This is a genomic window from Streptococcus gwangjuense, from assembly GCF_003627155.1.
Taxonomy (GTDB): Bacteria; Bacillota; Bacilli; order Lactobacillales; family Streptococcaceae; genus Streptococcus; species Streptococcus gwangjuensis.
In genome coordinates this window covers 1,523,205-1,543,053 of the sequence record NZ_CP032621.1, presented here as the reverse complement: position 1 = coordinate 1,543,053, position 19,849 = coordinate 1,523,205, and the positions used below count along the sequence as shown (strand labels likewise).

Below are 19,849 nucleotides of genomic sequence, written 5' to 3'. Positions count from 1 at the left end.
TATGAGTTTTGCCTTGTTGAATGTTTTTTTACAAACAAATAATGATGAACGTGTAGAAGTTTTATTTCGATATTATAATGGTGTAAGTGGAGGACGAATTACGGAAGAATACTATGGGAGTTCAGATGGTGGTCGAGTATCGGCAATTCTTCAAGGCTATTCAGTAGCAAACACAGATATTAAATATAATCCAGTAAAAAAAGATGACTTACATAAGTTCATATCAGCTTTTCCTAAAGGAACATATGATCAAAATATTACATTTATTGATTGGATGATAGCTAAAGAAAATAAAAATGAAGCTCCTCTAAAGATTCGTAATAAGTATGAGAGAGCTATTATAAAATGGTACTTACGAAATAATATAATTCAAGAATTTGAATTTAAGGATTTTGAATTATTTACGGATTTTCATGGGAGAGTATGTTCGATTACGGTTTGTGAATCTAAATTTATTATCTCGTTCATTCATAATTTTGGAAAAGAGAACGCTGAATTGTCGCAAATTCAAAAATTTTCATTCGAAAATATCCAAAACATAACTATAGATTATGATGAGAAAAGACACCCAACTATCTATATTCGTTTAAAAAAGGATCAATTTACTTATTATGGTGAAAATGGAGTGATTTCTTTATTTTTCCATCATATTAAAGATAGTATTTCAGGAGCATCTATTTATAAAAAAATTGCTAAACCATTCTCGGACTGGGAGTTAGAGTCGAGGTAAATTATGAGTAGTTTAGATGAAAGAGATCTTCGTTTCCCAAAACAATTCGGTGATTTTTCAGAATCTTTGGTAATGTATATTTTAGGATTAAATAATTGGTCAGTTGCTCTTATTGATCACGTCGGTGCTGATGTTGTTGCAGTCAGGAGGAGAGGAGATTCGAAAAGATTAGCTATTTCTGTAAAGGGAAGGAATTTTCCAGACACAGAAAGTAAATCGTTTGATTTTGATAGGAACAACATAAACAAATTGAAAGATACAGCTAACATGCTAGGGATGATCCCAGCAGTTTCATTTGTATTTGTTGATAGTCAAGAGGAAAAAAGAAAAATCAGAATAATCATGGCTGAGTTAAGTACGTTAGAATGTTTAGCAGAGAATTCAGAAACACACTTTGTTAATTATAATAGTAAACATGGAATACAAATTAAATTTACACAGTCACAAAGAACAAATCATTTAAAAATTATTAAACAAACACCTGATGTTTTTTATTCAGAATTAGTGCTCGATAGTGAGAATGTTTTTCAGTGATTGAATATAATATATTCATGTGTAAGTTAACCAGTCAGTGATATGTGAAAGTCCATAAATTGGTGAATGATTATGAATTTTTTATGATATATATAGTGATTAAAATGCATAGCAGTTATACGATTTTGTATAACTGCTATTTTTTTATGCATCTTACTATGTTCTTTTTAAAATCACATAAGGTAAGTTTCCACTGACGAGAGGCTATGGAGCCCCTTTGGGTAGTGTTGGTAAACCCCAGCAGGAGGTACCAACATATGGTAGATTTAACAAAAGTAGAACAACGTAGAGAAGAAGCAATTAAAAAAGCTAAATTATCTGGTGATTGGGATAAGGTAGAAAACTTATTAAATCAGTCTTATGAGAATTTATGTAGAAAAGATAGATCGCACGGTCTGTGTAGTTTAGACAGTAGTTCTATTGATAAAGGTTCTTTATTAGATACGATAGCAGATTATAATGACCCATTGTCTCTCTTAATTAAAAAAGAAGAAATTGCTATTATAAATGATGCTATTGAGAGTTTGTTGAGTGACAAAGACAGAGAAATTCTGTTTGGAGTGGTTGAAGGTAGATCGTACTCGAGTCTTGCAAAAGAAGTTGGACTTAGTGACAAAACTGTCAAAAGACAGTATGAGCGTATTATAGAGAGAATAAAAAAATTCATAATATCCTCCGAATTTTGCTGAAATTTCTCCTTATACTTGAGGAGGTAATTTTAAATGTTGTTATCTGTAATCGTCACAGTGTTTATTTGATTAAAAGTAGACGATTTGCTTTTAAGTCTAGCTAGAAAGAAGGTTTTAATTATGGCACTTAAAAATTTATCACATTTTACAGAGTTCAATGCTTCGTTATTCCTTGCTCAAAAAGAGTTACGCTTTATTTCGGCTACAAGGTGGATAGAAAGAAATGAGACTGGTTCAGAGACTGAAAAAGGAGTAAAAGTGGGAGTACTCATCTATTCTGATGAAAGTGACTATCCAAACGAAAAAAACAACATTGGAGAGCAACTTACTGTAAAAGTGCCGTTTGCATCGATGAAGGATTTTGACTCGTTTCAACCGATGCTCACAGCTATAGAAATTGTAGACATTGAGAAGGCAGTTGTATACGGAGAGTACCGTAATCAGCTTAGTTTGACTGCAAAAGTCATTGAAGTTGTCGAACTTTAAAGGAGGCAAATATGCCATCAATCATCGAAGAAATACCTATGAAGCTTTATAAAGGTATTAAGGAAGTTTATCGTCTTTGTAGTAGAAAACTTCAGGAGTACCAGAGGAAAGTCCAGATAGAAGAAAATCAAAAAAACTGGAATAGATTTCTAGCTTCTACGCAAAATGTATTGTTAGAATTAGTGAAAGAAAATATTCAGGAAAATCAGTTCGCATATACACTAGTTCCAATTTACGAAGATAAGAAAGTTGATCAAGCTGATGGGAGTAAGTCAATACAGAGAGTGCACGTAGCAGATGAAAGAGTTCCTATATGTACAATGGGCAACCATGGGATTCGAGAATTTGGAGCTAGGTGTGTAGTTTTTCGGTTTCAAATTTTTGGAGAGATAGATTCAGACGTTCTATTACGAATAAAGGATACTTGGATCTTTTATTTGCACAAATATGCTCTTCATGGTCTCGCTGATCTATATGTAAAGAATGGGTTGCGCTATCTAGTATTCATCATATGTAATGAATCAGATAAACGAACGATTAAAGGGGCGTTGTTCAAATTGAAACATCCGTGGTCTTAGATGGTTAAATTCTTTATGCCGTGAAAGTTGTTGATAATAGGCTAAGATAGATTAGACTGGTTGGGGCGGTGCGGTCGAACTTTTTTCGCCGCGCCGACACAATCAGCTCAATTGTCTTAGGGAACCTATTATCAATAAATCATGGAATAAATCTGAATTTAATCATCGTAATTTTGACGCTATTAACTTGATAAGCGTCAAACAAAAGCACGATAAGTATAAATATATATGTATAAAATAGATTCAACTAAACTTGTTAAGAGCTACTTGTATGGTGATACGATAGAAATGACAACTGCGAATGGACAACAGGAGCAGACTATCAAGGTAATATCTGGAAAACGTTATGTAAATCTGGAGACGGGAGAAATTCATGACATGGATACTTCCAGTAGTACACGACTCGATAATTTGAAGTCTACTAAACAGACTATGAAAAAACTACGCCGTCTAGTAGCTCATAATTTTACGGGAGGTATCAACCAGTTATGGATAACGTTGACTTATCGAGACCATGTTACCGATCCTGCTATAGTTTACATGGATTTCAAAGCGTTCATTCGACGCATTCGTAATCAGTTTGGAAATGTTGATTATATTACGGTCATTGAACCACAAGCTAGTGGAAGGTGGCATTTGCATGTGTTATTAAAGAACGATTCCGAACTAACAATTCCTAACAATGACCTTGCTAAGATGTGGAGGAAAGGTTTTACAAAGACCAAGAGGTTAAAGAGAGCTGATAAGGTTGGGAATTATTTGATTGCTTATTTATCTAATTTACAGATAGGTGATGAGGGTTCACAAAACAAAGCAATTATAAAAGGTGCGCGCCTATACATGTATCCCAAGGGTATTAGAATTTATCGGACTAGCAGAGGAATTAAAAAGCCTTTGGAAATTACAACAACAAAGGGTGAGCTTATAGAAACTTATAAAATTAACAGCCCTCCTACATTTTCACGGACCACAAAACATGAAACTCCTTATGGTGTGAAAGAATATACTACGGAGTTTTATGACAACTTAAAAAGCCTGTCAGATACTTTTATCGGAGCAACTGACAAGCTAAGTAGGTAATAAAAGAAGTTGTCTTTTATCATCCCTATTATATCAAAATAGGAGAATTTTATGGGAAATATATATAAAAGTAAGAGAGGGATTACGGAATTATTTGATATTCCGCTAAAAACCTTAAATAATGATCTAACAGAGATGAGACGAAATGAAAAATTCCAAGGATACATTTTAAAGCCTTCTCATAAGAGAGTCTATATAGATGTTGAAGGCTATAAGGAATTTTTGCAGTATAAACAAAAGAAATATGAGGAAGCTATGTAGTTATGTTATAATTAAGCTATGCTACATAGCTTTCCTTTGCTTTAAAAGTACAAGGAGAAAAAATGTTTTTTAAAGAATTGGATAATGGGAAATACCGTTATTATGAGAAATTCTATCATGAACGAGAGGAAAAGTGGAAACAAGTCTCTGTGACTCTAAAATCAAAATCTAGAGTTTCTCAAGCAGAAGCAAAACGTCGTTTAGCGCTAAAAATTGAAAAACTTCTAACCGCCCCTACAAAAGAGGAAGTTGAAAAGAAACAACTAGAAGAAATGAATTTCAGTCAACTATTGGAAGAATGGAAAACTATTCGTTCCAGTGAGATAAAATCTTCTAGTTATAGAAGTGAGGTGAAAAGTTTAGAGCTTTTCATGGGAATAGTAGGAAATTTGAGAATATCAGATTACACCACTCAGCTAGTTCAAACATATCTAATGAATTTGAATGTTCAAAATTCAACAAGAAAAAATCGAAAAATTTACTTGAATGGTATCTTTGATTATGCTGTAAAGGTCGGATATATTTCTGACTCACCAGTTAAAGGGGTGGTAATTCCGAAGCAGAAAGCGGACTACGAGAAGTTGCAAAAAGCTAAGGCTAATTTCATTAGTAGAGAGGAACTAGGACAGGTTCTATCGTATTGTGAAAGTCACAATAAAGATAAGCGTTATGCTTTGGCAATGGAATTTATCTTTTTAACTGGTCTTCGTTTCGCAGAGTTTATAGGGGTTCGCTATCAAGATGTAAACTTCAAAGCGAATCTTTTAACAATTGATCATACTATAGATTATGTTGCTCATGGATATGATGAGAGAATATTACAGACAACGAAAACAATAGGTTCTGTAAGGACGATAGTACTAAGTGAACGTTGCTTGGAAATTATCGAGTACTTTCGTAGTAACTGTTTTGATGAGGAGTTCATCTTTGTGACTGAGCAAGGTAACATTATGAGACAACCTTTGTTATATAGATTTATCAAAAATATTTGTGAAGTAGTGTTAGGTGGGCACAGATCCTATAATATTCACATGCTTAGACATTCTCATATTAGTTTGTTGGCTGAACTAGGGATACCCATAAAGGCTATTATGGAGCGAGTTGGACATAGAGATGAATCTATCACTTTAAGGATCTATAGTCATGTAACAAAAAATATACAGGATGAATTGAGAGAGAAACTTAATCAAATTCATCTGTAGATGCTAACCATAGAACTAACCAAGTACTAACCAAAGTGAATAGATACTAGAGGAAATATAGGGAAGTATAGAAGAAAGAAATTCTTTTCTTCTGGTAGTTAAGGAATATTGAGGAAAGAGAAGGAAATATAGTATGGATATTTTTGATACACATACACACTTAAATGTAGAAGAATTTGCAGGTCGTGAGGCAGAAGAGATTGCCTTGGCTGCTGAGATGAGTGTGACACAGATGAATATTGTTGGTTTTGATAAACCGACGATTGAGCGTGCTTTGGAGTTGGTGGATGAGTATGACCAACTTTACGCGACTATTGGTTGGCATCCTACAGAAGCAGGGACTTACACGGAGGAAGTCGAGGTTTACTTGTTGGATAAGTTAAAACATCCCAAGGTTGTGGCTCTAGGTGAAATTGGCTTAGACTACCATTGGATGACAGCGCCAAAAGAGGTGCAGGAGCAGGTTTTTCGTCGTCAAATTCAGCTATCTAAGGACTTAGATTTGCCTTTTGTTGTTCATACCCGTGATGCGCTGGAAGATACTTATGAGATTATCAAGAGCGAGGGGGTTGGTCCACGTGGTGGCATCATGCATTCTTTCTCAGGGACTCTTGAATGGGCAGAGAAGTTTGTCGAGCTGGGCATGACTATTTCCTTTTCTGGAGTGGTGACTTTCAAGAAGGCAACTGATATACAAGAAGCGGCTAAAGAGTTACCTTTGGACAAGATTTTGGTGGAGACGGATGCGCCTTACCTGGCTCCAGTTCCTAAACGGGGTCGTGAAAACAAAACAGCCTACACTCGTTATGTAGTGGACTTTATCGCAGATTTGCGTGGCATGACGGCAGAAGAGCTAGCGGCAGTAACAACTGCAAATGCAGAACGAATTTTTGGATTGGACAGCAAGTAATGAAGGAAAAAATTTCTCAAGTTATCGTGGTAGAAGGCCGCGATGATACGGCCAATCTCAAACGTTACTTCGATGTAGAGACCTATGAAACGCGAGGTTCTGCCATTAATAATCAGGATATAGAGCGTATTCAGCGCTTGCACCAACGCCATGGAGTCATTGTCTTTACAGACCCAGATTTTAATGGGGAGCGGATTCGTCGCATGATTATGACGGCCATTCCAACAGTTCAGCATGCCTTCCTCAAACGAGATGAAGCTGTTCCCAAGTCCAAGACCAAGGGGCGTTCTCTGGGAATCGAACATGCTAGCTATGAAGACCTGAAAACAGCTCTAGCTCAGGTTACAGAACAATTTGAACATGAGAGTCAGTTTGATATCGGTCGTAGCGACTTGATTCGACTTGGTTTTCTAGCAGGGGCAGATAGCCGTAAACGACGAGAATATCTGGGAGAGACTCTCCGAATCGGCTATTCTAACGGAAAGCAACTCCTCAAACGCTTAGAGTTGTTCGGGGTTACCTTGGCAGAAGTAGAAGAAGCCATGAAATCTTATGAGAATAGTTAAGCAGACCCCAAATGTAAGGGGAATGTGTTACAATAGAAGTAAGTAGATTTATGTCAGTGGCTTCACTTTGATAATATTTAAATAGATGTTTACAAGGAAAGAGTGAAATGAAAATACAAGTTGACAGAGATTCGATCTGCATGGGGGATGATGTTTTCTCTCATCAGATGGATCTTGATATCCCGGAGGATATGACAGTTGAGGAGCTTTGTAGTTTTCTTCAAAAGGACAGATATTTGCCTAATTTAGACTGGGCAGAATGGCACCTCCTACATGGTGGAAAAACAGTGGCCACTTATTATACAAAAACAAAAGAATTGACAAATCCAAATATCTATTTAAAAGACCTGATGTACCAGAGTTCAGGAGAGAGTCATTTTGTTTGGATACATTGTCGCATAGATTAGAAAAGAGAATAGATGAGAATTGCAGATTATAGCGTGACCAAGGCAGTGCTGGAGCGTCACGGCTTTACCTTTAAAAAGTCCTTTGGGCAAAATTTCTTGACGGATACCAATATCCTTCAAAAAATCGTGGATACAGCTGAGATTGATGATCAGGTCAATGTCATCGAAATCGGGCCAGGGATTGGTGCCTTGACGGAATTTTTGGCTGAGCGTGCGGCTCAAGTCATGGCTTTTGAGATTGACCATCGTTTGGTACCAATTTTGGCAGATACCCTGCGTGATTTTGACAATGTGACCGTAGTCAACGAGGACATTCTTAAGGTTGATTTGGCGCAACATATCCAGAATTTTAAAAATCCTGACCTGCCAATCAAGGTAGTGGCTAACTTGCCTTATTACATCACGACGCCTATTCTCATGCACTTGATCGAGAGTGGCATTCCTTTTAGTGAGTTTGTGGTCATGATGCAAAAAGAAGTGGCAGACCGTATCTCGGCTCAACCAAATACCAAGGCTTATGGTAGCTTGTCGATTGCGGTTCAGTACTATATGACTGCCAAGGTTGCCTTCATCGTGCCTCGTACGGTCTTTGTGCCAGCGCCAAATGTGGACTCAGCTATTTTGAAAATGGTGCGCCGTCCAGAACCAGCTGTAGCAGTGGAAGACGAGAACTTCTTCTTTAAGGTTTCCAAGGCAAGTTTCACCCATCGCCGCAAGACCTTGTGGAATAACTTGATAGGTTACTTTGGCAAGACTGAAGAGGTCAAGGACAAACTGACCAAGGCTTTGGACCAAGCAGGCTTGTCACCAAGTGTGCGTGGGGAAGCTCTCAGCTTGGCAGAATTTGCCAGTCTAGCAGACGCGCTTAAAGGGCAAGGACTCTAAAATGCAAGGACAAATTATTAAAGCCTTGGCAGGCTTCTACTATGTAGAGAGTGATGGCCAGGTTTATCAGACACGGGCGCGTGGAAATTTTCGTAAAAAAGGGCACACACCCTATGTTGGGGATTGGGTCGATTTTTCTGCCGAGGAAAATTCAGAAGGCTATATCCTCAAGATTCATGAACGGAAAAACAGTCTGGTCCGTCCGCCTATTGTCAATATTGACCAAGCTGTGGTAATCATGTCTGCCAAAGAACCTGATTTTAACAGCAATTTGTTGGATCGTTTCTTAGTTCTTTTGGAGCACAAGGGCATCCATCCTATCGTTTATATTTCCAAAATGGACCTACTGGAAGATAGAGGGGAACTGGATTTTTACCAACAGACCTATGGTGATATCGGCTATGACTTTGTGACCAGTAAAGAGGAACTCCTGCCTTTATTGACAGGCAAGGTTACGGTCTTTATGGGGCAGACAGGTGTTGGGAAGTCAACACTTCTCAATAAAATCGCACCAGACCTCAATCTTGAAACAGGAGAAATTTCAGACAGTCTGGGTCGCGGGCGCCACACTACTCGAGCAGTTAGTTTTTATAATCTCAATGGAGGTAAAATCGCAGACACACCAGGTTTTTCATCATTGGATTATGAAGTATCAACGGCGGAAGACCTCAATCAGGCCTTTCCAGAGATTGCTAGTGTCAGCCGAAACTGCAAATTCCGCACTTGTACCCATACCCATGAGCCGTCCTGTGCAGTGAAGCCGGCAGTAGAAGAGGGTGCCATTGCCACCTTCCGTTTTGACAACTACCTGCAATTCCTCAGTGAGATTGAAAATCGCAGAGAAACCTATAAAAAAGTCAGCAAAAAAATTCCAAAATAAGGAGAAACCTATGTCTCAATACAAGATTGCTCCGTCAATTCTGGCAGCAGATTATGCCAACTTTGAACGTGAAATCAAACGCCTAGAAGCAACTGGGGCAGAATATGCCCATATCGATATCATGGATGGGCACTTTGTGCCACAAATCAGTTTTGGTGCAGGTGTGGTCGAAGCTCTTCGCCCTCATAGCAAGATGGTCTTTGACTGCCACTTGATGGTAGCTAATCCTGAGCATCATTTAGAAGACTTTGCGCGTGCGGGAGCGGATATCATCAGCATCCATGTGGAAGCAACACCCCATATTCATGGTGCCCTCCAAAAAATTCGTTCACTCGGTGTCAAGCCATCAGTTGTCATCAATCCTGGTACGCCTGTTGAAGCTATCAAGCACGTCCTTCATCTAGTTGACCAAGTTTTAGTCATGACGGTTAATCCAGGTTTTGGTGGGCAAGCCTTTCTGCCAGAAACCATGGATAAGGTTCGTGAGTTGGTTGCACTTCGTAAGGAAAAAGGCTTGAACTTTGAAATCGAAGTGGATGGCGGGATTGATGACCAAACTATTGCTCTGGCCAAAGAAGCTGGTGCGACTGTTTTTGTAGCAGGTTCCTATGTCTTTAAGGGAGAAGTCAATGAGCGAGTACAAACTCTCAGAAAACAACTGGACTAGGGTTGCTGTTTTTGCTGGCGGAGACCGCGGTCATTACCGGACGGACTTTGATAGATTTGTCGGTGTGGATCGAGGTTCTCTCTGGGTCTTGGAAGAAGATTTGCCTCTTGCTCTAGCAGTCGGAGATTTTGATTCTGTGACGGAAGAAGAGCGACAGGTGATTCAAAAACGTGCCCAGCATTTTGTCCAAGCCCGACCAGAAAAAGATGATACAGATTTGGAACTGGCTCTCTTAACCATCTTTGAGCAAAATCCTCAGGCTGCGGTCACTATTTTCGGTGCTTTGGGTGGTCGTATTGATCATATGCTAGCTAACGTCTTTCTACCTAGCAATCCTAAGTTGGCTCCCTATATGCGCCAGATAGCGATTGAAGATGGGCAAAATTTGATTGCCTATTGTCCAGAAGGGACCAGTCAGTTAGAACCTCGTTTAGACTATGACTATCTAGCCTTTATGCCAGTTCGGGATAGCCAGCTGACTATTCTCGGTGCTAAGTATGAGTTGACTGAGGAAAATTTTTTCTTTAAAAAAGTGTACGCTTCTAACGAATATATAGATAGGGAAGTGTCGGTGACTTGCCCAGATGGCTATGTAGTCGTGCTGCATAGCAAGGACAGGAGGTAGGATGGAAAGTTTACTTGTTCTATTATTGATTGCCAACCTTGCTGGCCTCTTTCTGATTTGGCAAAGGCAGGATAAGCAGGAGAAACACCTAAGCAAGAGCTTGGAGGATCAGGCAGATCACTTGTCAGACCAGTTGGACTACCGCTTTGAACAAGCCCGACAAGCCAGTCAGTTGGACCAAAAAGATTTGGAAGTGGCTGTCAGTGACCGTTTGCAAGAAGTGCGAATCGAGTTGCACCAAGGCTTAACTCAGGTCCGTCAAGAAATGACGGAGAATCTCCTCCAAACCAGGGATAAGACTGACCAACGTCTCCAAGCCCTGCAGGAATCAAATGAGCAACGTTTGGAACAAATGCGCCAGACAGTCGAGGAAAAACTAGAAAAGACCTTGCAGACACGCTTACAAGCCTCCTTCGAGACAGTTTCCAAACAACTGGAGTCTGTCAATCGTGGTCTTGGAGAAATGCAGACAGTTGCCCGCGATGTCGGAGCCCTCAACAAGGTTCTCTCTGGAACCAAAACGCGAGGGATTCTGGGAGAATTGCAACTGGGGCAAATCATCGAAGACATCATGACACCTGCCCAGTACGAACGAGAATACGCAACGGTTGAAAACTCTAGTGAACGAGTGGAGTATGCCATCAAGTTGCCTGGACAGGGTGACCAGGAATATGTCTACTTACCGATTGACTCCAAGTTTCCACTGGCAGATTATTACCGCTTAGAAGAAGCCTATGAAGCGGGTGACAAGGACGAGATCGAACGCTGTCGTAAGTCGCTCCTAGCCAGCGTCAAACGCTTTGCCAAGGATATCAAGAGCAAGTACATAGCACCGCCTCGGACTACCAATTTTGGAGTTTTGTTTGTTCCGACAGAAGGTCTCTACTCAGAAATCGTCCGCAATCCGGTCTTCTTTGATGACTTGAGACGGGAAGAGCAGATTATTGTCGCAGGTCCAAGTACCCTATCAGCTCTTCTCAATTCCCTATCAGTTGGTTTCAAAACCCTTAATATCCAAAAGAGTGCTGACCATATTAGTAAGACTCTTGCTAGTGTTAAGACCGAGTTTGGCAAGTTTGGTGGCATTCTGGTCAAGGCACAAAAACACCTCCAACATGCCTCTGGCAATATTGATGAACTATTAAACCGTCGTACCACAGCTATCGAGCGGACGCTCCGTCACATTGAGTTGTCAGAAGGTGAGCCTGCGCTTGATCTACTCCATTTCCAAGAAGATGAGGAAGAATATGAAGATTAGTCACATGAAAAAAGATGAGCTATTTGAAGGCTTTTACCTAATCAAGTCAGCTGACCTGAGGCAAACTCGAGCTGGGAAAAATTACCTAGCTTTTACCTTTCAAGATGATAGTGGCGAGATTGAAGGGAAACTCTGGGATGCCCAACCTCATAACGTTGAGGCCTTTACCGCAGGTAAGGTTGTCCACATGAAAGGACGCCGAGAAGTTTATAACAATACCCCTCAAGTCAATCAAATTACCCTCCGCCTGCCTCAGCCTGGTGAACCCAATGATCCAGCTGATTTCAAGGTCAAGTCGCCAGTTGATGTCAAGGAAATCCGTGACTATATGTCGCAAATGATTTTTAAAATAGAAAATCCTGTCTGGCAACGGATTGTCCGAAATCTCTACACCAAGTATGATAAGGAATTTTACTCCTATCCAGCAGCCAAGACCAACCACCATGCCTTTGAAACGGGTTTGGCTTTCCACACTGCAACCATGGTGCGTTTGGCAGATGCTATTAGCGAAGTTTATCCTCAGCTCAATAAGAGCCTGCTCTATGCGGGGATTATGCTGCATGACTTGGCTAAGGTCATTGAGTTGACGGGACCAGACCAGACCGAGTATACAGTGCGAGGCAATCTCCTTGGGCATATTGCTTTGATTGATAGCGAAATTACTAAAACAGTTATGGAACTCGGTATCGATGATACCAAGGAAGAAGTCGTTCTGCTTCGTCACGTCATCCTTAGTCACCACGGCTTGCTTGAGTATGGAAGTCCAGTCCGTCCACGCATTATGGAAGCAGAGATTATCCATATGATTGATAATCTGGATGCAAGCATGATGATGATGTCAACAGCTCTGGCTTTGGTGGATAAAGGAGAGATGACCAATAAAATCTTCGCTATGGACAATCGTTCCTTCTATAAACCAGATTTAGATTAATAATTTAAGAAAAATGAGCATTTTTTAGGATAAGAATGTTCGTTTTTTTATGTGAATATGGTATAATAGATAAAATATCAAAATTAAATGAAGTGGGAAATAGAAATGAAATTAAGAAGAAGTGATCGGATGGTTGTCATTTCCAACTATTTGATTAATAATCCTTATAAACTAACTAGTCTTAATACTTTTGCTGAAAAGTATGAATCTGCTAAATCATCTATCTCAGAAGATATCGTCATTATCAAACGTGCCTTTGAGGAAATCGAAATTGGTCATATCCAGACAGTAACTGGTGCTGGTGGAGGTGTCATCTTCACACCATCAATCTCAAGCCATGATGCCAAGGAAATGGTTGAGGACTTGCGTGACAAGTTGTCAGAAAGTGACCGTATCTTGCCAGGTGGTTACATCTACCTGTCTGATTTGCTTAGCACACCAGCCATCTTGAAAAATATTGGTCGTATTATTGCCAAGAGCTTTATGGACCAAAAAATTGATGCGGTTATGACCGTAGCGACCAAGGGTGTTCCACTTGCAAATGCAGTTGCCAATGTCCTCAATGTTCCTTTTGTCATTGTGCGCCGTGACCTGAAAATTACCGAAGGTTCAACTGTCAGCGTCAACTATGTTTCAGGTTCAAGTGGTGACCGTATTGAGAAAATGTTCCTTTCAAAACGTAGTCTCAAGGCAGGCAGCCGTGTCTTGATTGTGGATGACTTCTTGAAAGGCGGCGGAACTGTCAATGGGATGATTAGTCTTTTGCGCGAGTTCGACTCAGAACTGGCAGGTGTAGCGGTCTTTGCGGACAATGCTCAAGAAGAACGTGAAAAGCAGTTTGACTACAAGTCACTCTTGAAGGTAACCAATATTGATGTCAAGAACCAAGCCATCGATGTTGAGGTTGGTAATATCTTTGACGAAGATAAATAAGAGATAGAACTAAAGGTTGGAACGATTGTCCCAGCCTTTCTTTGCAAATAGAATAGAAAGAAGCTTATGAAAACACCATTTATCAATAGAGAAGAGTTAGAAGCGATTGTTGCCGAGTTCCCGACTCCCTTTCACTTGTATGATGAGAAGGGGATTCGTGAGAAGGCAAGAGCCGTCAACCAAGCATTTTCGTGGAACAAGGGCTTTAAGGAATATTTTGCAGTTAAGGCTACTCCAACCCCAGCTATCTTGAAAATTCTTCAAGAGGAAGGCTGTGGCGTGGATTGCTCTAGTTATGTAGAGCTTTTGATGAGTCATAAACTGAATTTTCCTGGTTCTGAGATTATGTTCTCTTCAAACAACACGCCAGATAAGGAATACGCCTATGCGCGTGAATTGGGTGCGACTATTAACTTGGATGCCTTTGAAGATATTGAACATCTGGAGCGTGCAGCAGGCATTCCAGAAATTATTTCTTGTCGTTACAATCCTGGAGGCGTTTTTGAACTGGGGACAGACATTATGGACAATCCTGGAGAAGCCAAGTTTGGTATGACCAAGGACCAGCTCTTTGAAGCTTTTGCCATCTTGAAGGAAAAAGGAGCCAAGACTTTTGGAATTCACTCCTTCCTAGCGTCTAATACTGTTACCCATCTCTATTATCCAGAGTTGGCTCGTCAGCTTTTTGAATTGGCTGTTGAAATCAAGGAAAAGTTGGGCATTTCGCTAGACTTTATCAATCTTTCTGGCGGTATTGGTGTCAACTATCGTCCAGACCAGGAGCCAAATGATATCGCCTTGATTGGTGAGGGAGTTCGTAAGGTGTATGAAGAGGTTCTTACGCCAGCAGGTCTTGGTCAGGTTAAGATTTTCACCGAATTGGGTCGTTTTATGTTGGCACCTCACGGTGCTTTGGTCACAAGAGTCACTCATAAGAAGAAAACTTACCGTACCTATCTAGGTGTGGATGCATCAGCAGTCAACCTTATGCGTCCAGCCATGTATGGAGCCTATCACCATATTACTAACGTGACCCATCCAGAAGGACCAGCTGAAGTAGTAGATGTGGTTGGTTCACTCTGTGAAAACAATGATAAATTTGCAGTGAATCGCGAACTGCCTCATACAGAAATCGGTGATTTGCTGGTAATTCATGATACAGGTGCCCACGGTTTTTCAATGGGCTACCAGTATAATGCCAAACTTCGTTCTGCGGAAATCCTTTATACTGAAGAAGGTAAAGCCCGCCAAATCCGCCGTGCAGAGCGCCCTGAGGACTATTTTGCAACCTTGTATGGTTTTGATTTTGAAGAGTAAAATGATAAGTAATTGAAAATGAAATTGAAAAACAGATTGCTTTCTAAAAAATAGGCAAAAATCTTGTTTTTCCTTCAAGTCGTGATATAATAAAACTATAAAACGTTTTCAAGGAAGGTAACGATATGTCTGAAGAAACAATTGATTATGGACAAGTGACAGGAATGGTGCATTCGACAGAAAGCTTTGGGTCAGTAGATGGGCCTGGTATTCGCTTTATTGTCTTTTTGCAGGGCTGTCACATGCGTTGCCAGTATTGCCACAACCCGGACACTTGGGCTATGGAGTCCAATAAATCACGTGAACGGACGGTAGATGATGTCTTGACAGAAGCCTTGCGCTACCGCGGTTTCTGGGGAAATAAGGGTGGGATTACAGTCAGTGGAGGAGAAGCACTCTTGCAGATTGATTTCCTGATTGCCCTCTTCACCAAGGCAAAGGAACAAGGAATCCACTGTACCTTGGATACCTGTGCCCTTCCATTCCGTAATAAACCACGTTACCTTGAGAAGTTTGACAAACTCATGGCTGTCACTGATTTGGTTCTCTTGGATATCAAGGAAATTAACGAAGAACAGCACAAGATTGTCACTAGCCAAACTAATAAAAATATCTTGGCCTGTGCCCAGTATCTATCAGATATCGGGAAACCTGTCTGGATTCGCCACGTGCTAGTTCCAGGTTTGACAGACAGAGATGATGACTTGATTGAACTTGGTAAGTTCGTCAAGACTCTCAAAAATGTGGATAAGTTTGAAATTCTACCATATCATACCATGGGTGAGTTCAAATGGCGTGAATTGGGAATTCCTTATTCGCTCGAAGGGGTTAAACCACCAACAGCAGACCGCGTCAAGAACGCTAAAAAACTCATGGATACCGAAAGTTATCAAGACTATATGAAACGTGTACATGGATAAAAAAGAAGCCTGATGGAAACATCGGGCTTTTGACTTGCAAAAAGACTTAGCAAATCAGCTAAGCCTTTTTCTTCTTATCTCGAACGTTGTTTTCCAGCGTTGCGATTTTTATGTTTTTTCTTGCTTGTGATAGCAGTTGGTTGTCCAGGGGTAACGTCTTTTCGTCCACTTGGTGTAGAGAAAGTACTTGCTTTTGGTGGGTTCTTTGCCAGTTCTTCACGGACTTTTTTGCGAAGTTTTGGACGAACGATATAGTTGACGATAAACTGTTGGAGAATCATCATGAAACCACCGACAACCCAGTAAAGTGTGACACTGGCTGGTGAAATGAGGGAGAAGACAACAATCGTGATTGGGCTCACGTAAGCCATTTTCTTGATTTGTTCTCTTTGCGTTTCGTCTTCTACTCCGTGAAGTGAAAGGAGCGATTGAAGATAGTAAAGGACACCTGCGCAGGCAACCAAAATCATACTTGGAGAACCTAGAGGAATGCCTAGGTAGCTTGCTTGAGCAACCCCTTCAGTATGTTGGGCAGCAAAGTAGATAGCTGAGAAGAAAGGCATTTGAAGGAGGATAGGGAAACATCCTACACCACCAAACATGCTGATGCCGTGTTCTTTTTGAGCGGCAAAGAGAGCTTGTTGGGCTTCGAGTTTTTCTTCTTGAGTAGTCGCTTCCTTGAGACGTGTTTGGTGTGGCTCAAGGACGTGCTTGAGGGCGTTCATCTTTTCAGAGTGAAGCGTTGCCTTCCATGATTGGTAGATACCAAGTGGCAAGATAATCAAGCGCACGATAATGGTTACGATGATGATAGCGACACCAAAGCCTAGACCTTGATCAGTAGCGAAGTACTTGATAGCTTCAGCCATAGGCGCTCCAATCGTATTCCAAATAAATCCTATTGGCTTTCCTGTGGCTTTATCGACTCTAACACAGCCAGTCAAGACTAGCAACATAGCCACTCCCATAGCTGAGAGTGCAAAACGTTTAATAGATTTCACTGTTTTTATTCCTTCTTTAAAAATTATACCTTTCTATTCTACTGTTTTTTTACAAAATATACAATAGTTCTAGAGACCTAATTTGCGATTTTAAAGTCAGGGTAAGGAGGAAAGTTACTTAGTTTGACATCTAAGTAGCTGACTTTTGAAAAAGGTGTGGGTCCTTTTCGGATTTCTTGGATAAATTTTGCCATGATAGTAGATGAGTCTGCTTGGGCTAAAATTTCCACTGTGCCGTCGTCATTATTCCAGACTCGACCTGTGATGCCACCAATTTCAAGTGCCAAGCTGTAAACACCCCAACGAAAGCCGACTCCCTGCACCCTACCTTGGGCGATCATTCTAACCTTTTGCATACCAAACCCCTTTGATTGTGTTATAATATTTCTATGACTATTATAACCTCAAAAGCCAATTCTGTGGTAAAAAATGCCAAGAAATTACACAAAAAAAAATACCGCAAGTCTGCCTATTTGATTGAAGGTTGGCACTTGTTTGAAGAAGCTGTTCAAGCTGGAGTGACGATTGAGAAAATCTTTGCCCTAGAAAATTACCGAGATCAGTTAGCCTCGTTTCCGCAAACTGTCTGGGTTTCAGAGGATATTTTGCTAGATTTGGCGGATTCTCAGACTCCACAGGGAATTGTTGCGGTGGTTCAAAAAGAAGAAGTAGGACAAGTTGATTTTAGTCAGGGCAAGTTCTTGTTTTTGGAAGATGTGCAAGATCCTGGTAATGTGGGAACGATCATTCGGACTGCGGATGCAGCAGGTTTTACTGGCGTGATTGTTTCAGATAAATCGGCAGATATCTATAGTCTCAAGACATTGCGTTCCATGCAAGGCAGTCATTTCCATCTGCCCATTTATCGTATGGCTAGTCAAGCACTGCTTGAGGAAGCTAAAGAGGCAGGTATCCCAGTGTTGGCAACAACCCTATCTAAAGATTCTGTTGATTACAGAGAACTGTCCCCTATAGAAAATTTTGTACTAGTCATGGGAAATGAGGGTCAAGGAATTAGTCCCCTCATGGCTGAAAGTGCAGATCAATTGGTCCATATTAGTATGAAGGGGCAGGCGGAGAGTTTGAATGTTGCCGTTGCAGCTGGTATTTTAATTTTCCATTTAAGCTAATTTTAACTTTCTTTGTTATAATCAAGGAAAGAGGTTCATAGAAAAGGAGAAAAGATGAATCACACTATTATTCATGACCGCGCAGGTCTCAATCAATTTTACGCTAAGGTTTATGCCTTTGTTGGTCTGGGGATTGGATTATCCGCTTTAGTATCAGGTCTTATGTTGACGGTCTTTCAATCTCAGTTGGTTTACTTTTTGATGCAGGGACGTCTCTGGTTGACCATTGCTACTTTTGCGGAGTTGGCCTTGGTTTTCGTTGCCAGTAGTATGGCTTCAAGAAATAGTCCAGCAGCTCTTCCAGTATTTTTACTTTACTCAGTATTAAACGGCTTTACCCTCAGTTTTGTGGTGGCCTTCTATACTCCAGGTACAGTTTTATCTGCCTTTGTATCGAGCGCCCTTCTCTTCTTTGTCATGGCGGCAGTTGGTATGTTCACTAAAAAAGATTTGAGTGGACTTGGTCGTGCTATGATGGCTGCCCTTATCGGTTTGCTGATTGCTATGGTAGTCAATATTTTCTTGGCTAGTGGTTTCTTTGATTATATGATTAGCGTAGCCATGGTCTTGGTCTTCTCTGGGCTGATTGCTTGGGACAACCAAAGGATTCGCTATGCCTATGAGCAATCACAAGGTCGTGTAGCGACAGGTTGGGTTGTGTCAATGGCTCTCAGTATCTATCTTGATTTTATCAATCTTTTCCTAAGTATTCTACGTATCTTTGGTCGCAATGACTAGAAGGTCCCTAACATCAGTGTTCGAAGGAGCACTGATTTTTTTATATTTGCTCTTTTCTTTTCTTGGAAATAGGTGTATAATGCTTTTAATTAATTTTTTGAGGAGTAGTTTATGAAGAAAAGTTTTATCCATCAACAAGAAGAAATTTCCTTTGTCAAAAACACTTTTACCCAGTACTTGAAAGATAAACTAGAAGTTGTCGAAGTTCAAGGTCCTATCTTGAGTAGGGTTGGTGACGGGATGCAGGATAATTTATCAGGTGTGGAGAATGCCGTATCGGTCAAAGTTCTCCAAATCCCTGATGCTACTTATGAAGTGGTGCACTCCCTTGCTAAATGGAAACGCCATACCTTGGCTCGTTTTGGTTTCGGTGAAGGTGAAGGTCTTTTTGTCCACATGAAGGCCCTTCGTCCAGACGAAGATTCGTTGGATGCGACCCACTCTGTTTATGTTGACCAGTGGGACTGGGAGAAGGTTATCCCAAATGGTAAACGCAATATCGCTTATCTAAAAGAAACAGTTGAGAAGATTTACAAGGCTATTCGCCTGACTGAGCTAGCAGTAGAAGCCCGCTATGATATCGAGTCTGTCTTGCCAAAACAAATCACTTTCATCCATACGGAAGAGTTGGTAGAACGCTACCCAGACTTGACACCGAAAGAACGTGAAAATGCTATCTGTAAAGAATTTGGTGCCGTCTTTTTGATTGGTATCGGTGGCGAGTTGCCAGATGGTAAACCGCATGATGGACGTGCACCAGACTACGATGACTGGACAAGTGAGTCTGAGAATGGCTACAAGGGTCTGAATGGCGATATTCTTGTCTGGAATGAGTCTTTAGGTGGAGCCTTTGAATTGTCTTCTATGGGAATCCGTGTAGATGAAGAAACGCTTCGCCGTCAGGTTGCCATCACAGGTGATGAAGACCGCTTGGAATTGGAATGGCACAAGGCTTTGTTGAACGGCCTATTCCCATTGACAATCGGTGGAGGAATTGGACAATCTCGAATGGCTATGTTCCTACTTCGCAAGAAACACATCGGAGAGGTGCAAACAAGTGTTTGGCCTCAGGAAGTCCGCGATACTTACGAAAATATTTTGTAGAGAATCGAACCGCAAGG

Annotated in this window: 25 protein-coding genes; 23 read left to right on the top strand and 2 right to left on the bottom strand. The window is 40.7% G+C overall.

Translation table 11 applies throughout. The annotated features are described in order from the left end of the window. The first annotated feature begins 1 nt into the window (after position 1). The 20 genes from D7D53_RS07715 to pflA all read left to right on the top strand — a co-directional run bounded on the left by D7D53_RS07715 (position 2) and on the right by pflA (position 15,859). On the top strand, positions 2 to 730 hold the full coding sequence (locus tag D7D53_RS07715; protein WP_000006496.1) for a hypothetical protein: 729 nt from the start codon (positions 2 to 4) through the stop codon (positions 728 to 730). 3 nt (positions 731 to 733) lie between these two features. Further along, positions 734 to 1,264, top strand: coding sequence for a hypothetical protein (locus D7D53_RS07710; protein ID WP_000096318.1), 531 nt, complete (start codon positions 734 to 736; stop codon positions 1,262 to 1,264). Positions 1,265 to 1,521: 257 nt separating this feature from the next. Then, the gene (locus D7D53_RS07705) at positions 1,522 to 1,953 is read left to right on the top strand and encodes a sigma-70 family RNA polymerase sigma factor (protein WP_245941791.1); all 432 of its coding nucleotides are present in this window, start codon (positions 1,522 to 1,524) and stop codon (positions 1,951 to 1,953) included. Positions 1,954 to 2,073: 120 nt separating this feature from the next. Beyond that, complete coding sequence (locus D7D53_RS07700) at positions 2,074 to 2,439, top strand: hypothetical protein (protein ID WP_120770626.1); 366 nt, start codon at positions 2,074 to 2,076, stop codon at positions 2,437 to 2,439. An 11-nt stretch (positions 2,440 to 2,450) separates the two neighbouring features. Continuing rightward, complete coding sequence (locus tag D7D53_RS07695) at positions 2,451 to 3,017, top strand: hypothetical protein (RefSeq protein WP_120770625.1); 567 nt, start codon at positions 2,451 to 2,453, stop codon at positions 3,015 to 3,017. Positions 3,018 to 3,245: 228 nt separating this feature from the next. Further along, positions 3,246 to 4,097: a rolling circle replication-associated protein gene (locus tag D7D53_RS07690; protein ID WP_120770624.1), complete on the top strand. Its 852-nt coding sequence runs from the start codon at positions 3,246 to 3,248 to the stop codon at positions 4,095 to 4,097. Positions 4,098 to 4,148: 51 nt separating this feature from the next. Beyond that, positions 4,149 to 4,358 (top strand): hypothetical protein, encoded by a 210-nt coding sequence (locus D7D53_RS07685; RefSeq protein ID WP_000526935.1) that lies wholly within the window; start codon positions 4,149 to 4,151, stop codon positions 4,356 to 4,358. Positions 4,359 to 4,420: 62 nt separating this feature from the next. Next, entirely contained in the window at positions 4,421 to 5,560 is a 1,140-nt protein-coding gene (locus tag D7D53_RS07680; protein ID WP_120770623.1) for a tyrosine-type recombinase/integrase, read from the top strand. A 133-nt stretch (positions 5,561 to 5,693) separates the two neighbouring features. After that, positions 5,694 to 6,470, top strand: a complete 777-nt coding sequence (locus tag D7D53_RS07675) for a TatD family hydrolase (RefSeq protein WP_120770622.1) — start codon at positions 5,694 to 5,696, stop codon at positions 6,468 to 6,470. Next, positions 6,470 to 7,036, top strand: coding sequence for a ribonuclease M5 (gene rnmV, locus D7D53_RS07670; protein ID WP_120770621.1), 567 nt, complete (start codon positions 6,470 to 6,472; stop codon positions 7,034 to 7,036). Before D7D53_RS07675 ends, rnmV begins: the two co-directional genes overlap by 1 nt. 107 nt (positions 7,037 to 7,143) lie before the next feature. Further along, complete coding sequence (locus D7D53_RS07665) at positions 7,144 to 7,443, top strand: hypothetical protein (protein WP_120770620.1); 300 nt, start codon at positions 7,144 to 7,146, stop codon at positions 7,441 to 7,443. Positions 7,444 to 7,455: 12 nt separating this feature from the next. Then, entirely contained in the window at positions 7,456 to 8,328 is an 873-nt protein-coding gene (rsmA, locus tag D7D53_RS07660; protein ID WP_120770619.1) for a 16S rRNA (adenine(1518)-N(6)/adenine(1519)-N(6))-dimethyltransferase RsmA, read from the top strand. Position 8,329: 1 nt separating this feature from the next. Continuing rightward, positions 8,330 to 9,208, top strand: coding sequence for a ribosome small subunit-dependent GTPase A (gene rsgA / locus D7D53_RS07655; RefSeq protein ID WP_120770618.1), 879 nt, complete (start codon positions 8,330 to 8,332; stop codon positions 9,206 to 9,208). Positions 9,209 to 9,218: 10 nt separating this feature from the next. Further along, the gene (rpe, locus tag D7D53_RS07650) at positions 9,219 to 9,875 is read left to right on the top strand and encodes a ribulose-phosphate 3-epimerase (RefSeq protein WP_023947063.1); all 657 of its coding nucleotides are present in this window, start codon (positions 9,219 to 9,221) and stop codon (positions 9,873 to 9,875) included. Continuing rightward, positions 9,838 to 10,500 (top strand): thiamine diphosphokinase, encoded by a 663-nt coding sequence (locus D7D53_RS07645; RefSeq protein ID WP_031237001.1) that lies wholly within the window; start codon positions 9,838 to 9,840, stop codon positions 10,498 to 10,500. Before rpe ends, D7D53_RS07645 begins: the two co-directional genes overlap by 38 nt. A 1-nt stretch (position 10,501) precedes the next feature. Then, on the top strand, positions 10,502 to 11,758 hold the full coding sequence (locus D7D53_RS07640) for a DNA recombination protein RmuC (RefSeq protein WP_000444776.1): 1,257 nt from the start codon (positions 10,502 to 10,504) through the stop codon (positions 11,756 to 11,758). Then, the gene (locus tag D7D53_RS07635; RefSeq protein ID WP_020903082.1) at positions 11,748 to 12,689 is read left to right on the top strand and encodes a 3'-5' exoribonuclease YhaM family protein; all 942 of its coding nucleotides are present in this window, start codon (positions 11,748 to 11,750) and stop codon (positions 12,687 to 12,689) included. The genes D7D53_RS07640 and D7D53_RS07635 overlap by 11 nt, the downstream gene beginning before the upstream one ends. 105 nt (positions 12,690 to 12,794) lie before the next feature. Continuing rightward, positions 12,795 to 13,622, top strand: a complete 828-nt coding sequence (gene purR / locus D7D53_RS07630; protein WP_120770617.1) for a pur operon repressor — start codon at positions 12,795 to 12,797, stop codon at positions 13,620 to 13,622. Positions 13,623 to 13,688: 66 nt separating this feature from the next. Next, a complete protein-coding gene (locus tag D7D53_RS07625) occupies positions 13,689 to 14,939 on the top strand; it encodes a diaminopimelate decarboxylase (RefSeq protein ID WP_120770616.1) in 1,251 nt (416 codons plus the stop codon). A 125-nt stretch (positions 14,940 to 15,064) separates the two neighbouring features. Next, positions 15,065 to 15,859, top strand: a complete 795-nt coding sequence (pflA, locus tag D7D53_RS07620; RefSeq protein ID WP_001288288.1) for a pyruvate formate-lyase-activating protein — start codon at positions 15,065 to 15,067, stop codon at positions 15,857 to 15,859. 74 nt (positions 15,860 to 15,933) lie between these two features. Here pflA and yidC read toward each other — a convergent pair whose 3' ends face one another. Both yidC and D7D53_RS07610 read right to left on the bottom strand, forming a co-directional pair. Next, a complete protein-coding gene (gene yidC, locus D7D53_RS07615; protein WP_020901995.1) occupies positions 15,934 to 16,860 on the bottom strand; it encodes a membrane protein insertase YidC in 927 nt (308 codons plus the stop codon). Positions 16,861 to 16,937: 77 nt separating this feature from the next. Continuing rightward, the gene (locus D7D53_RS07610) at positions 16,938 to 17,216 is read right to left on the bottom strand and encodes an acylphosphatase (RefSeq protein WP_033681252.1); all 279 of its coding nucleotides are present in this window, start codon (positions 17,214 to 17,216) and stop codon (positions 16,938 to 16,940) included. 33 nt (positions 17,217 to 17,249) lie between these two features. Here D7D53_RS07610 and D7D53_RS07605 point away from each other — a divergent pair, with 33 nt between their 5' ends. The 3 genes from D7D53_RS07605 to asnA all read left to right on the top strand — a co-directional run bounded on the left by D7D53_RS07605 (position 17,250) and on the right by asnA (position 19,832). Next, positions 17,250 to 17,990 (top strand): TrmH family RNA methyltransferase, encoded by a 741-nt coding sequence (locus tag D7D53_RS07605; protein WP_120770615.1) that lies wholly within the window; start codon positions 17,250 to 17,252, stop codon positions 17,988 to 17,990. A 54-nt stretch (positions 17,991 to 18,044) separates the two neighbouring features. Next, positions 18,045 to 18,728 (top strand): Bax inhibitor-1/YccA family protein, encoded by a 684-nt coding sequence (locus tag D7D53_RS07600; protein WP_120770614.1) that lies wholly within the window; start codon positions 18,045 to 18,047, stop codon positions 18,726 to 18,728. Positions 18,729 to 18,839: 111 nt separating this feature from the next. Beyond that, the gene (gene asnA, locus D7D53_RS07590; RefSeq protein WP_049551838.1) at positions 18,840 to 19,832 is read left to right on the top strand and encodes an aspartate--ammonia ligase; all 993 of its coding nucleotides are present in this window, start codon (positions 18,840 to 18,842) and stop codon (positions 19,830 to 19,832) included. The last annotated feature ends 17 nt before the right edge of the window (positions 19,833 to 19,849 follow it).

What these genes read in the sequence shown, in the direction of transcription:
- rsmA (WP_120770619.1), top strand. Translation starts at nt 7,456, where the DNA reads ATGAGAATTGCAGATTATAGCGTGACCAAGGCAGTGCTGGAGCGTCAC.
- D7D53_RS07635 (WP_020903082.1), top strand. Translation starts at nt 11,748, where the DNA reads ATGAAGATTAGTCACATGAAAAAAGATGAGCTATTTGAAGGCTTTTAC.
- D7D53_RS07715 (WP_000006496.1), top strand. Translation starts at nt 2, where the DNA reads ATGAGTTTTGCCTTGTTGAATGTTTTTTTACAAACAAATAATGATGAA.
- D7D53_RS07675 (WP_120770622.1), top strand. Translation starts at nt 5,694, where the DNA reads ATGGATATTTTTGATACACATACACACTTAAATGTAGAAGAATTTGCA.
- asnA (WP_049551838.1), top strand. Translation starts at nt 18,840, where the DNA reads ATGAAGAAAAGTTTTATCCATCAACAAGAAGAAATTTCCTTTGTCAAA.
- D7D53_RS07665 (WP_120770620.1), top strand. Translation starts at nt 7,144, where the DNA reads ATGAAAATACAAGTTGACAGAGATTCGATCTGCATGGGGGATGATGTT.
- D7D53_RS07705 (WP_245941791.1), top strand. Translation starts at nt 1,522, where the DNA reads ATGGTAGATTTAACAAAAGTAGAACAACGTAGAGAAGAAGCAATTAAA.
- purR (WP_120770617.1), top strand. Translation starts at nt 12,795, where the DNA reads ATGAAATTAAGAAGAAGTGATCGGATGGTTGTCATTTCCAACTATTTG.
- rnmV (WP_120770621.1), top strand. Translation starts at nt 6,470, where the DNA reads ATGAAGGAAAAAATTTCTCAAGTTATCGTGGTAGAAGGCCGCGATGAT.
- pflA (WP_001288288.1), top strand. Translation starts at nt 15,065, where the DNA reads ATGTCTGAAGAAACAATTGATTATGGACAAGTGACAGGAATGGTGCAT.
- D7D53_RS07645 (WP_031237001.1), top strand. Translation starts at nt 9,838, where the DNA reads ATGAGCGAGTACAAACTCTCAGAAAACAACTGGACTAGGGTTGCTGTT.
- D7D53_RS07690 (WP_120770624.1), top strand. Translation starts at nt 3,246, where the DNA reads ATGTATAAAATAGATTCAACTAAACTTGTTAAGAGCTACTTGTATGGT.
- rsgA (WP_120770618.1), top strand. Translation starts at nt 8,330, where the DNA reads ATGCAAGGACAAATTATTAAAGCCTTGGCAGGCTTCTACTATGTAGAG.
- D7D53_RS07695 (WP_120770625.1), top strand. Translation starts at nt 2,451, where the DNA reads ATGCCATCAATCATCGAAGAAATACCTATGAAGCTTTATAAAGGTATT.
- D7D53_RS07680 (WP_120770623.1), top strand. Translation starts at nt 4,421, where the DNA reads ATGTTTTTTAAAGAATTGGATAATGGGAAATACCGTTATTATGAGAAA.
- D7D53_RS07600 (WP_120770614.1), top strand. Translation starts at nt 18,045, where the DNA reads ATGAATCACACTATTATTCATGACCGCGCAGGTCTCAATCAATTTTAC.
- rpe (WP_023947063.1), top strand. Translation starts at nt 9,219, where the DNA reads ATGTCTCAATACAAGATTGCTCCGTCAATTCTGGCAGCAGATTATGCC.
- D7D53_RS07685 (WP_000526935.1), top strand. Translation starts at nt 4,149, where the DNA reads ATGGGAAATATATATAAAAGTAAGAGAGGGATTACGGAATTATTTGAT.
- D7D53_RS07640 (WP_000444776.1), top strand. Translation starts at nt 10,502, where the DNA reads ATGGAAAGTTTACTTGTTCTATTATTGATTGCCAACCTTGCTGGCCTC.
- D7D53_RS07605 (WP_120770615.1), top strand. Translation starts at nt 17,250, where the DNA reads ATGACTATTATAACCTCAAAAGCCAATTCTGTGGTAAAAAATGCCAAG.
- D7D53_RS07610 (WP_033681252.1), bottom strand. Translation starts at nt 17,216, where the DNA reads ATGCAAAAGGTTAGAATGATCGCCCAAGGTAGGGTGCAGGGAGTCGGC.
- D7D53_RS07710 (WP_000096318.1), top strand. Translation starts at nt 734, where the DNA reads ATGAGTAGTTTAGATGAAAGAGATCTTCGTTTCCCAAAACAATTCGGT.
- D7D53_RS07700 (WP_120770626.1), top strand. Translation starts at nt 2,074, where the DNA reads ATGGCACTTAAAAATTTATCACATTTTACAGAGTTCAATGCTTCGTTA.
- D7D53_RS07625 (WP_120770616.1), top strand. Translation starts at nt 13,689, where the DNA reads ATGAAAACACCATTTATCAATAGAGAAGAGTTAGAAGCGATTGTTGCC.